The sequence below is a fragment of the Mycobacterium sp. IDUB_5 genome (assembly GCF_055419565.1).
The window spans coordinates 422,478-435,086 of the sequence record NZ_JBVAXX010000004.1 but is presented as its reverse complement, the minus strand read 5'-3'; the positions used below and the strand labels follow the sequence as shown (position 1 = coordinate 435,086).

Here is a 12,609-nt window from a genome sequence, read left to right as displayed (position 1 = left end):
AGAGTGACGATATGGAATCGTGAGCTAATTGCGACCTCCGCCGTTGCGCCACCGCGGGGCGCGCACCCACCGTCAGATACCCTTGCTGCCGATGTTCTCCTCTGATTCCCGCCTGCCCGAAGGTGCCTTCGACCTCTATGTCGTCGGCTCCGGGTTCTTCGGTCTGACGATCGCCGAGCGGGTGGCCACCCAGCTCGACAAGCGCGTCCTGGTCCTGGAACGGCGTTCGCACCTGGGCGGCAACGCGTACTCCGAACCAGAGCCGCAGACCGGTATCGAGGTGCACCGCTACGGCGCCCACCTCTTCCACACCTCCAATCAGCGGGTGTGGGACTACGTGCGGCAGTTCACCGACTTCACCGGCTACCAGCATCGGGTGTTCGCCCTGCACAACGGGCAGGCCTATCAGTTCCCGATGGGCCTGGGGCTGGTCAGCCAGTTCTTCGGGCGCTACTTCACCCCGGACGAGGCGCGGGCGCTGATCGCCGAGCAGGCAGGCGAGATCGAGACCGCCGACGCGCAGAACCTCGAAGAGAAGGCCATCTCGCTGATCGGGCGCCCGCTGTACGAGGCGTTCGTCAAGGACTACACGGCCAAGCAGTGGCAGACCGACCCCAAGGAGCTGCCCGCCTCGACCATCAACCGGCTGCCGGTGCGCTACACCTTCGACAACCGCTACTTCAACGACACCTACGAAGGTCTGCCGGTCGAGGGCTACACCGCCTGGCTGGAGAACATGGCCGCCGACGACCGCATCGAGGTGCGCACCGACACCGATTGGTTCGACGTGCGCGAAGAGTTGCGCGCCGCCAACCCCGACGCGCCGGTGGTCTACACCGGTCCGCTCGACCGCTACTTCGACTACAGCGAAGGCCGGCTGGGTTGGCGCACGCTGGACTTCGACCTCGAGGTGCTGCCGACCGGTGACTTCCAGGGCACCCCGGTGATGAACTACAACGACGCCGACGTGCCGTTCACGCGCATCCACGAGTTCCGTCACTTCCATCCAGAGCGGGCCTACCCAGAAGACAAGACGGTGATCATGCGGGAGTACTCCCGGTTCGCGGAGGCCGATGACGAGCCCTACTACCCGATCAACACCGAGTCCGACCGCGCGCTGCTCGCGTCCTACCGCACCCGGGCCAAGGCCGAGACCGCCTCGGCGAAGGTCCTTTTCGGTGGGCGGCTGGGCACCTACCAGTACCTGGACATGCACATGGCGATCGCCAGCGCGCTCAACATGTACGACAACACGCTGGCGCCGCATCTGCGTGACGGTGCGCCGCTGGCCGAGGAGACAGACACATGACAACCACCGACATCCCGTCCGGTGCGCTCGCGTCAGGCCAGTCGCAGGCGGTGAGCCCGCTGTCGCGCGTGATCCTGCCGCGGCCAGGTGAGCCGCTCGACGTCCGCAAGCTCTACATCGAGGAGTCGGACACCAACGCCCGGCGCGCGCACGCCCCCACCCGCACGACGCTCGAGATCGGCACCGAATCCGAGGTGTCGTTCGCGACGTACTTCAACGCGTTCCCGGCCAGCTACTGGCGGCGCTGGTCCGTGCTGGAGAGCGTGGTGCTGCGGGTGGAGCTCACCGGCAGCGCCCGGGTCGACGTCTACCGCAGCAAGGCCACCGGTGCCCGCATCACCGTCGGCGGCGCCCCCGTGGTCAGCGTGGGTGACGAGCCGGCCGTGGCCGAGTTCGAGATCGATCTCACGCCCTTCGAGGACGGCGGCTGGATCTGGTTCGACATCACCACCGACGCGCCGACGACGCTGCACCACGCGGGCTGGTACGCCCCGATCCCGGCGCCCGGCCGCGCCAACGTCGCCGTCGGTATCCCGACATTCAACCGGCCGTCGGACTGTGTCAGCGCGCTGGCCGCGTTGACGTCCGACCCGCTGGTCGACGAGGTGATCAGCGCTGTCATCGTCTCCGATCAGGGCACCAAGAAGGCCAAGGACCATCCCGGCTTCGCCGAGGCCGCCGCCGCGCTGGGCAACCGGCTCTCGATCCACAACCAGCCCAACCTCGGCGGGTCGGGCGGCTACAGCCGCGTGATGTACGAGGCGTTGAAGAACACCGACTGCGAACAGATCCTGTTCATGGACGACGACATCAGGATCGAGCCGGACTCGATCCTGCGGGCCCTGGCGATGAACCGCTTCGCCAAGGTGCCCACCCTCGTCGGCGGCCAGATGCTCAACCTGCAGGAGCCCAGCCACCTGCATGTGATGGGTGAGATGGTCGACTCCGAGAACTTCATGTGGACCGGGGCGGTCAACACCGAGTACGACCACAACTTCGCGAAGTACCCGCTCAACGACGAGGACGAGTACCGCAGCCGCTTGCTGCACCGTCGCATCGACGTCGACTACAACGGCTGGTGGATGTGCATGATTCCGCGCCAGGTCGCCGAGGAGCTGGGTCAGCCGCTGCCACTGTTCATCAAGTGGGACGACGCCGACTACGGTCTGCGTGCCGGCGAGCACGGCTACCCCACGGTGACGCTGCCGGGTGCGGCGATCTGGCACATGGCGTGGAGCGACAAAGACGACGCGATCGATTGGCAGGCGTACTTCCATCTGCGCAACCGGCTGATCGTGGCGGCCCTGCACTGGGACGGCAACATCCGCGGCCTGCTGCGCAGCCACCTCAAGGCGACGCTGAAACATCTTCTCTGCCTTGAGTATTCGACCGTCGCGATCCAGAACAAGGCGATGGACGACTTCCTCGCCGGACCCGAGCGACTCTTCTCCATCCTGGAGTCCTCGCTGCCCGACGTCCGCGCGATGCGCCAGGAGTACCCCGACGCGGTCGTCCTGCCCAGCGCCACCACGCTGCCGACCCCGTCGGACAAGCGCTGGCGCAAGAAGGTGGAGATCCCGACCAACCCGCTGGCGATCTCGCTGCGGCTGGGCCGCGGTGTGGTGCACCAGCTCAAGCCCCACGATCCCGAGCACCACGAGCGTCCGCAGGTCAACGTCGCCACCCAGGACGCGCGCTGGTTCTCACTGTGCAACGTCGACGGCGTCACCGTGACCACCGCCGACGGCCGCGGCGTGGTCTACCGCCAGCGTGACCGGGAGAAGATGTTCGAGCTGCTGCGCGAGTCGCTCAAGCGGCAGGCGCTGCTCGCTCGGAAGTTCAACAAGATGCGCAAGGTGTACCGCTCCGCCCTGCCGATGTTGACCAGCACGCAGAAGTGGGAGAGCGTGCTCCTGGACTCCAGTCCAGAGACCAGCCGTGGCTGAGACGCCGCGCGGCGAGGACGCCGTGTTGGTGGCCGTGCAGTCGGCCGTGGCACAGCGCCCCGGCGTACTGCCTGCGGCGCGGGCACTGTCCCACTTCGGTGAGCACAGCCTCGGCTGGCTCGCCGTCGCCGCGCTCGGTGCGTGGCTGGTGCCTGCCCGGCGGCGGGAGTACGTGACCGCCGGTGTCGGCGCGTTCGCCGCGCACGCCGCCGCGGTCCTGATCAAGCGCGTGGTCCGCCGTGCCCGCCCACACCACCCGGAGATCGCGGTGAACGTCGGCACCCCCAGCCGGCTCAGCTTTCCGTCGGCGCACGCCACGTCGACCGCGGCTGCAGCGGTGCTGCTGGCCCGGCCGACCGGTCTGCCGCTGCCTGCCCTGCTGGTGCCGCCGATGGCGTTGTCGCGCTTGGTCCTCGGTGTGCACTATCCGAGCGACGTCGTCGCCGGTGTCGCCGTCGGCGCAGCCGTCGCCGGTGCGGTCGCCAAGGCCGCCGAGGTGTTCGAAGGAGGGTCGCGATGAGTACATCCCAGGTTCGCGAGACGGGATCGGCGGCAGGACCGCCCAAGAACCTGCCGGCCGGCATCATCAAGGCGATCCGGCCGCGGCAGTGGGTGAAGAACCTCCTCGTGCTGGCCGCTCCGATCGCGGCGTTCGGCGGCACGGCACGCTACGACTACGACGTGATGGCGGTCAACATCGTGATCGCGTTCGTGGCGTTCTCGCTCGCGGCCTCGTGCATCTATCTGGTCAACGATTCGCGGGACGTCGAGGCCGACCGGCAGCATCCGACCAAGAGATTCCGGCCGATCGCGGCGGGCGTGGTTCCCCAGTGGCTGGCCTACACCCTGGCGGTGGTCCTCGGTGTCGCGTCGCTCGGTCTCGCCTTCCTGGCCTCCCCCAACCTCGTCGTGGTCATCGCCGTGTACATCGCGATGCAGCTGGCCTACTGCTTCGGGCTCAAACACCAAGCCGTGCTGGACATCTGCATCGTCTCGTCGGCGTACCTGATCCGCGCGATAGCCGGCGGCGCGGCCGCGGGCATCCCGCTGTCGCAGTGGTTCCTGCTGGTGATGACGTTCGGCTCGCTGTTTATGGTGGCCGGGAAGCGGTATGCGGAACTGCAACTCGCAGAACGCACGGGCGCCAAGATCCGCAAATCACTGGAGAGCTACACCGCCTCGTATCTGAGGTTCGTGTGGACGGTCGCGGCCACGGCGATGGTGGTCTGCTACAGCCTGTGGGCCTTCGAACGCGACGGCACCAACGCCTCGTGGTACGCGATCACCATCATCCCGATCACGATCGCGATCCTGCGCTACGCCGTCGACGTCGACGGGGGACTGGCCGGTGAACCGGAGGAGATCGCACTGAAGGACCGGGTTCTGCAGCTGCTGCTGCTGGCGTGGATCGGGACCATCGGTGCCGCAATCGTCTTCAGCTGACCGCATCACCTCCGCGGCGGCGGACCGGCTGAACCGGTGGCCCGCCTTTCCGTACCACGCGTGGGGGCGGATCAGCCTCTGGGTCAGTGTGGCCGCGGTGGCCGCTCTCTTCGGGTGGGGCGCCTGGCAGCGCCGGTGGATCGCCGACGACGGCCTGATCGTGCTGCGCACCGTGCGAAACATGTTGGCAGGCAACGGCCCGGTGTTCAACGCCGGCGAGCGGGTGGAGGCCAACACCTCGACCGCCTGGTCCTATCTGGTGACGCTCGGCGGATTCGTCTCCGGGTCGGCCCGGCTCGAGTACGTCGCGCTGGTGCTGGCTCTCGTGCTCAGCGTGCTCGGTGTGGTCTTGGTGATGCTGGGCACCGCGCGCCTGTACGCCCCGGGTCTCGGCGGACGCCGCGCGATCTTCCTGCCCGCGGGCGCGCTGGTGTACATCGCGGTTCCGCCGGCACGTGACTTCGCCACCTCCGGGCTCGAAAACGGTCTGGTGCTGGCGTATCTCGGGCTGCTGTGGTGGATGATGGTCTGCTGGTCGCAGGCCCCTCGTCGCGGGGGCGCATCCCGCGGCTTCCAGATCGCTCTCGCCTTCGTCGCGGGATTCTCGGTCCTGGTGCGTCCCGAGTTGGCGCTGATCGGCGGCGTCGCCCTGGTGATGATGCTGATCGCAACCACCGGATGGGCCGCCCGGGCGATCCTCGTCGTCGCCGGCGGCCTGATTCCGGTGGTGTATCAGATCTTTCGCATGGGCTACTACGGGCTGCTGGTGCCTGGGACCGCGCTGGCCAAGGATGCCTCGGGCGCGAAGTGGGATCAGGGCCTGGTGTACCTGGCCAACTTCAATCGGCCCTATTTGCTGTGGGCGCCGGCGATTCTGCTGATCGGGTTGGGCCTGATGGTGCTGCTGCTGCGCGGCCGGCCCCGATGGGCGCAGCGCACCCCGACGGGCAACGCTCGCAGGGAATCCGGCTGGGTGGCCCGTACCGTCCAGAGCCCGCCTGCGGTCGTGGCGTTCATGCTGGTGTCCGGTCTTTTGCAGGCCGTCTACTGGATCCGGCAGGGCGGTGACTTCATGCACGGCCGGGTGCTGCTGACCCCGATGTTCTGTCTACTCGCGCCGGTCGCGGTGATCCCGCTGCTTCTCCCCGACCGCACCCGGATGGCGCGCGGCGCCGGCTATCTCTATGCCGGCGCGACCGCGGTGCTGTGGCTGGCTGTGGCGGGATGGGCGCTGTGGGCGGCCAATTCGCCGGGTCTGGGCGCCGACGCCACCCGGGTGACCTACAGCGGCATCGTCGACGAGCGCCGGTTCTACTCCCAGGCCACCGGGCACGCTCACCCGCTGACCGCGGCCGACTATCTGGACTATCCGCGCATGCGGGCGGTGTTGACCGCGATCGACAACACCCCCGACGGGGCGCTCCTGCTCCCGTCGGGCAACTACGACCGCTGGGACGTCGTGCCCGCGCTGCCGCCGCCTCCGGAGGTCCGCAAGGCGGCGGTCGGCGGCTACGTCGGCCCGCACACCGTGTTCTTCACCAACCTCGGCATGCTCGGCATGAACGTCGGCCTCGACGTCCGCGTGATCGACCAGATCGGGTTGGCCAACCCGCTGGCCGCGCACACCGCGCGGCTGACCGACGGCCGGATCGGACACGACAAGAACCTGTTCCCCGACTGGGCGGTGGCCGAGGGCCCGTTCCTCAAGGAGCCGCCGTGGATTCCGCAGTATCTGGACGAGGACTGGATTCGTCAGGCAGAGGCCGCACTGAAGTGCCCGGAGACCGAGAAGGTGCTCGACGCGATCCGTGCGCCGATGGGGGTTCGGCGGTTTTTGTCCAACGTCGTGCACGCCGCGGAGTACACCCGCTACCGCATCGACCGCGTGCCGCTCTACGAGCTCGCCCGGTGCGGTCTGCCCATCCCGGAGCCGGTGAACCCGCCCTACAAGGGGCTCCCGCCGACCGGCCCGTGAGCCCCACGATTTGGCCAGGCGTCATGGAGTCTGCTTTCGTAACATAAGGACTCCCTGGCGAAGATATGCCGGATAGGCATGGGACGACGGGTCGCGAGCGCGTATCGCGGCGACAAGAGACGGCCACAAAGGTGTGGTTGACTACACGAGCACGAGGCCGGGTCGGGGACCGGCGGCTGGTTGCTGCTGTACGAAAAGATGGGACACAACAAAGCATGAAGTTCGGTTCAAGGCTGCGCGCCAATGCGCGACGGCTCACGATCGCGGCCCTGGTGGCAGCCGTGTTGCCCGCCGTGATCGGTGTCGTGGGCGGCTCCGCAACGGCGAGCGCGTTCTCACGCCCAGGTCTGCCGGTGGAGTACCTGATGGTGCCCTCGGCCGGTATGGGTCGCGACATCAAGGTGCAGTTCCAGAGCGGCGGACCCAATGCGCCCGGCCTCTACCTGCTCGACGGTCTGCGTGCGCAGGACGACTTCAACGGCTGGGACATCAACACCCAGGCGTTCGAGTGGTACCTCGACTCGGGCCTGGCCACGATCATGCCGGTCGGCGGCCAGTCCAGCTTCTACAGTGACTGGTACAAGCCGGCGTGCGGCAAGTCCGGTTGCCAGACCTACAAGTGGGAGACATTCCTCACCCAGGAGCTTCCCGCCTACCTCGCGGCCAACAAGGGCGTGAACCCCAACCGCAACGCGGCCGTCGGCCTGTCGATGGCGGGCTCGGCCGCGCTGACGCTGGCGATCTACCACCCGAACCAATTCCAGTACGCCGGTTCGCTGTCGGGCTTCCTGAACCTCTCCGAGGGGTGGTGGCCGGCACTGGTCAACATCTCGATGGGTGACGCAGGCGGCTACAAGGCCAACGACATGTGGGGCCCCACCGAGGACCCCAACAGCGCCTGGAAGCGCAACGACCCGTACGTCAACATCAACAAGTTGATCGCGAACAACACCCGCATCTGGATCTACTGCGGTAACGGCAAGCCGTCCGAGCTGGGTGGCAACAACCTGCCCGCCAAGTTCCTCGAGGGCCTGACGATCCGCACCAACCGGACGTTCCAGGAGACCTACCTGGCCAACGGTGGGACCAACGGTGTGTTCAACTTCCCGTCCTCGGGCGCCCACGACTGGGGCTACTGGGGCCAGCAGCTCCAGCAGATAAAGCCGGATGTGCAGCGCGTGCTCGGCGCGGTGCCGCAGCCGTCGGCTCCGCCGGCGCCGGTCGAGGCTCCGGCCAACGGCGGCTAGTCCGTCGCGACGTCACTGACGGCGGTGTCCCCTCGCGGGGGCACCGCCGTCAGTCGTATGCGGCACGACCCGTCGTGGTGATGTGGTTCACTACGTTGCGGTCGGTGCGATTCGAGAGGTGGGGTTGATGCGTGGGCTGATCCGGACATTCATGGCTGTCGTGCTGGCGGCCGCGGCAGGCTTCGCCGGCGGGGTGGGCACCTCCCACGCCCAGGGCGTCGAGATGCTGATGGTGCCCTCGGCGGCGATGGGCCGCGCCATCCCCGTCGCGTTCCAGGGCGGCGGTCCGCACGCGGTCGTGCTGCTCGACGCGTTCAACGGCGGGCCCGACGTCAGCAACTGGGTGACGGCAGGCAACGCGATGAACACCCTGGCGGGCAAGGGCATCTCGGTGGTCGCCCCTGCCGGCGGCGCGTGGAGCATGTACACGAACTGGGAGCAGGACGGCAGCAAGCAGTGGGAGACCTTCCTGGCCGACGAGCTGCCGAACTGGCTGGCCGCCAACAAGGGCCTCGCTCCGGGCGGGCACGGGATCGTCGGCGCGGCGATGGGCGGCACCGGTGCGGTGACGATGGCGGCGTTCCATCCCGACCGCTATCGCTTCGCGGGTTCGCTGTCGGGCTTCCTGACCCCGTCGAACACGACGATGAACGGCGCGATCACCGCCGGTTTGGCGCAGTTCGGTGGTCTGGACATCCGCAACATGTGGGGTCTGCCGCAGCTGGGTCGGTGGAAGTGGCACGACCCCGACGTGCACGTGCAGCTGCTCGTCGACAACAACACGCGGCTGTGGATCTACAGCCCGGCGACCACCACCTGCACCGACGTGCCGGCCATGATCGGCTACTGCGACCAGGCCCAAGGCAGCAACCGGACGTTCTACCAGCACTACCGCTCGGTCGGCGGCGGTAACGGGCACTTCGACTTCCCGACGTCGGGCTCCCACGACTGGGGAACCTGGAGCGGGCAGTTGGGCGCGATGAGTGGAGAGCTCGTCACGACGATCCGGTAGCCGAGCGCCGGTCCGGGGCCCCGGTACGTTGGAGACCGTGCATCACAGGTCACGGACCGCGGTGGCGGGCGCAGGTGTGGCGGGGTGCTTGCTGGTCGCCTCCTCATGGCTGGCCGGGTGCGGGGCCAGCGACGAGATGGTCGCCGGGCCGGCCTCGGAGATCGAGCCGTCACCCGCACACGGTCAAGCCGGTGCGCAGCCGCCCGGGTTGCCCGCCGGGGGAGAGAGCTCCAACGCACTGGTGGTCACGCCGCGCCAGCGCTCCTTCCTCGACGCCCTACGGTCTGCGGGCGTGGCTCCGTCCAGCGATCTCGCGGCCCTGAGCATCGGCTCCTACGTGTGCCAGGCGCGTGCTGCCAGGCAGTCCGATCAAGCGGTGTGGGATTACGTGGCGCCGCTGGTACGCAATGACGTCGGCGAACCGGCGTCGGGCGGTGTGATGAACTCCGGCGCCGCGCCGCCGTCGGCGAGCCGATTGGATGACGAGACCGCCGACTACATTCGCATCGCCACCGATCAACTCTGCTAGGAGCTCCGAAAACCATGGCCAAGACCAACCGGCGTAAACGCCACCGCCTGCTGGCGCTCTTCGCTGCGGGCGCGGTGGGCCTCGTCGTCGTGCTGATCGTCGCCGTCGTCATCGTCGTGCTGCGTCGGCCGGACGGCGGGTCGACCGCCATTCCGCCCACCGCGCTGCCGCCGACAGGCGTGCCCTCCGGGCAACCGGGTCCGAGCAAGCCGCGGCCGGAGTTCCAGGACGCCAGCTGCCCCGACGTCCAGGTGATCTCCATCCCGGGTACCTGGGAGTCCTCGCGGGCGCTGGACCCGTTCAATCCGGTGCAGTTCCCCAACGCGCTGCTGCTTCGCGTCACGAACCCGATCCGGGCCGAGTTCGGCACCGACCGTGTCGAGGTGTTCACGGTTCCCTACACCGCGCAGTTCCACAATCCGCTCTCGGCCGATCAGCAGATGTCCTACAACGACAGCCGGGCCGAGGGCACCCGGGCCGCGGTGCAGGCGATGACCGACATGAACAACCGGTGCCCGCTGACCAGCTACGTGCTCATCGGGTTCTCGCAGGGCGCGGTGATCGCCGGCGATCTCGCCAGCGACATCGGCAACGGGCGTGGTCCGGTGGACCAGGATCTGGTCCTCGGCGTGACGCTGGTCGCCGACGGCCGCCGCCAGGACAGCGTCGGCCAGGACATCGGACCGAACCCGGACGGCCAGGGTGCAGAGATCACGCTGAACGAGGTGCCGACGCTCTCCGCGCTGGGTCTGACGATGACGGGTCCGCGACCAGGCGGCTTCGGTGCGCTCAACGACCGCACCAACGAGATCTGCGCGCAGGGCGATCTGATCTGCGCGGCACCCTCGTCGGCGTTCAACATCACCCAGCTGCCCAAGACGTTGGAGGTGCTTAGCGGTGGGGCCGGGCAGCCTGTCCATGCGATGTACGCCACTCCCCAGTTCTGGAACATCGACGGCCAGCCGGCCACCGATTGGACCCTGAACTGGGCGCGGCAGTTGATTAGTAACGCTCCGCAGCCGAAACATGGCTGACATGTGACCGTGAAGATTTGGCGGCGGTCAGGCCGTCACCTAACATTAAGGGAAATCTAAGACCGTGGTCATCGAGGCGCGGTCTCAGAGGACTCGGTTGGCGGCTCAGGGGCGGGGCGCCGTCACCCCGGTACGATTTGGGGGTTTGGGATTCATCCCATGTGATTGGAGTTGAGATGGCGTTCCACAACCCGTTCATCAAAGACGGGCTGATCAAGTTCCCTGACAGCGGCAACCTGGTCAAGCACGTCGAGCGATGGGCCAAGGTGCGTGGCGACAAGCTGGCCTACCGGTTCGTGGATTTCTCGACCGAGCGTGACGGTGTCGAGCGTGACCTCAAGTGGGCGGACTTCGGCGCCCGCAACCGTGCCGTCGGCGCCCGGCTGCAGCAGGTCACCCAGCCCGGCGACCGCATCGCGATCCTGTGCCCGCAGAACCTCGACTACCTGGTCGCGTTCTTCGGCACCCTCTATGCCGGCCGGATCGCCGTGCCGCTGTTCGACCCGAACGAGCCCGGTCACGTCGGCCGCTTGCACGCCGTCCTCGACGACTGCTCGCCCGCGGCCGTCCTGACGACGACCGCGGCCGCCGAAGGTGTCCGCAAGTTCTTCCGCACCCGTCCGGCCAACCAGCGGCCGCGCGTGATCGCCGTCGACGCGGTGCCCACCGAGGTCGGCGCCACGTGGGAACCGGTCGAAGTGGACCACGACACCATCGCCTACCTGCAGTACACGTCCGGCTCGACCCGCATCCCGACCGGCGTGCAGATCACCCACCTCAACCTGGCCACCAACGTCGTGCAGGTCATCGAGGCGCTCGACGGTCAAGAAGGTGACCGCGGAGTGTCGTGGCTGCCGTTCTTCCATGACATGGGGCTCATCACCGTGCTGCTGTCCCCGATGCTGGGGCACTACATCACCTTCATGACGCCGGCCGCGTTCGTCCGTCGCCCCGGGCGGTGGATCCGGGAGATGGCGCGTAAGGAAAGCGACACCGGCGGCACCATCTCGGTGGCCCCGAACTTCGCCTTCGATCACGCGGCAGCGCGAGGCGTGCCGAAGGAGGGCGAAGAGCCCCTCGACATGTCGAACATCAAGTGCATCCTCAACGGCAGCGAGCCGATCTCGGCCGCCACGGTCAACCGGTTCAACGAGGCATTCAGTCCGTTCGGGTTCAAGCCGCAGGCCATCAAGCCGTCGTACGGTCTGGCCGAGGCGACGCTGTTCGTCTCGACCACACCGATGAACGCCGAGCCGCGGATCATCCACGTCGACCGTGATGCCCTCAACGAGCACCGCTTCGTCGAGGTGGCGGCCGACTCGCCCAAGGCGGTCGCGCAGGCCGGCGCCGGCAAGATCGGCGTCGCGGAGTGGGCCGTCATCGTCGACGCCGACAGCGCCACCGAACTGCCTGATGGCCAGATCGGCGAGGTGTGGATCAGCGGGCAGAACATGGGTACCGGTTACTGGGGCAAGCCCGACGAGACCACCGCGACCTTCCACAATCTCCTCAAGTCCCGTACCGAGCCGTCGCACGCCCAGGGCGCCGCCGACGACGCGACCTGGGTCCGCACCGGTGACCTCGGCGCCTATCACGATGGCGAGCTGTTCATCACCGGCCGCACCAAGGATCTGGTGATCATCGACGGCCGCAACCACTATCCGCAGGATCTGGAGTACTCCGCGCAGGAGGCGACCAAGGCGCTGCGCACCGGCTTCGTCGCCGCGTTCTCCGTGCCGGCCAATCAGCTGCCCGACGAGGTGTTCGCCGATGCCCACTCCGGGCTCAAGCGTGACCCCAACGACACCTCCGAGCAGCTGGTGATCGTCGGTGAACGGGCACCGGGTGCGCACAAGCTCGAGATGGGCCCGATCGCCGACGACATTCGCGCGGCGATCGCCGTGCGGCACGGCGTGACGGTTCGCGACGTCCTGCTCACCCCCGCCGGGGCCATCCCGCGGACGTCGAGCGGCAAGATCGGCCGGCGGGCGTGCCGCTCGGCCTATCTCGACGGAAGCCTGCGCAGCGGCAGGGTGGCCAACGCCTTCCCGGACCAGACGGACTGACGCCCAACTACAGCAACGGCAACGGCGGCCCGTGCGGGCCGCTTGTCG

General features: G+C 68.0%; 10 protein-coding genes. All 10 read left to right on the top strand.

Features of this window, described 5'->3' with window-relative positions:
- Window positions 1–91: 91 nt before the first annotated feature.
- The 10 genes from glf (at window position 92) to fadD32 (ending at window position 12,561) form a co-directional block, all read left to right on the top strand.
- Entirely contained in the window at window positions 92–1,309 is a 1,218-nt protein-coding gene (gene glf / locus ACZY1G_RS15165) for a UDP-galactopyranose mutase (RefSeq protein ID WP_463822838.1), read from the top strand.
- Entirely contained in the window at window positions 1,306–3,255 is a 1,950-nt protein-coding gene (locus ACZY1G_RS15160; RefSeq protein ID WP_463822837.1) for a glycosyltransferase, read from the top strand. The genes glf and ACZY1G_RS15160 overlap by 4 nt, the downstream gene beginning before the upstream one ends.
- Window positions 3,248–3,775 carry a phosphatase PAP2 family protein gene (locus ACZY1G_RS15155; RefSeq protein ID WP_463822836.1) on the top strand — a complete coding sequence of 176 codons (528 nt, stop codon included), beginning with the start codon at window positions 3,248–3,250 and terminating at the stop codon, window positions 3,773–3,775. Before ACZY1G_RS15160 ends, ACZY1G_RS15155 begins: the two co-directional genes overlap by 8 nt.
- Window positions 3,772–4,698, top strand: coding sequence for a decaprenyl-phosphate phosphoribosyltransferase (locus ACZY1G_RS15150; protein WP_463812659.1), 927 nt, complete (start codon window positions 3,772–3,774; stop codon window positions 4,696–4,698). Before ACZY1G_RS15155 ends, ACZY1G_RS15150 begins: the two co-directional genes overlap by 4 nt.
- Window positions 4,676–6,673, top strand: coding sequence for a flagellar motor control protein ZomB (gene zomB, locus ACZY1G_RS15145; RefSeq protein ID WP_463812658.1), 1,998 nt, complete (start codon window positions 4,676–4,678; stop codon window positions 6,671–6,673). Before ACZY1G_RS15150 ends, zomB begins: the two co-directional genes overlap by 23 nt.
- A gap of 215 nt (window positions 6,674–6,888) precedes the next feature.
- On the top strand, window positions 6,889–7,920 hold the full coding sequence (locus ACZY1G_RS15140; RefSeq protein ID WP_463822835.1) for an esterase family protein: 1,032 nt from the start codon (window positions 6,889–6,891) through the stop codon (window positions 7,918–7,920).
- 127 nt (window positions 7,921–8,047) lie between these two features.
- Window positions 8,048–8,932, top strand: coding sequence for an esterase family protein (locus ACZY1G_RS15135; protein WP_463812656.1), 885 nt, complete (start codon window positions 8,048–8,050; stop codon window positions 8,930–8,932).
- Between the two features lie 37 nt (window positions 8,933–8,969).
- Complete coding sequence (locus tag ACZY1G_RS15130) at window positions 8,970–9,461, top strand: DUF732 domain-containing protein (RefSeq protein WP_463812655.1); 492 nt, start codon at window positions 8,970–8,972, stop codon at window positions 9,459–9,461.
- A 14-nt stretch (window positions 9,462–9,475) separates the two neighbouring features.
- Window positions 9,476–10,495 (top strand): carboxylesterase Culp6, encoded by a 1,020-nt coding sequence (gene culp6 / locus ACZY1G_RS15125; RefSeq protein ID WP_463812654.1) that lies wholly within the window; start codon window positions 9,476–9,478, stop codon window positions 10,493–10,495.
- A gap of 176 nt (window positions 10,496–10,671) precedes the next feature.
- Window positions 10,672–12,561: a long-chain-fatty-acid--AMP ligase FadD32 gene (gene fadD32, locus ACZY1G_RS15120; RefSeq protein WP_463812653.1), complete on the top strand. Its 1,890-nt coding sequence runs from the start codon at window positions 10,672–10,674 to the stop codon at window positions 12,559–12,561.
- Window positions 12,562–12,609 lie beyond the last annotated feature (48 nt).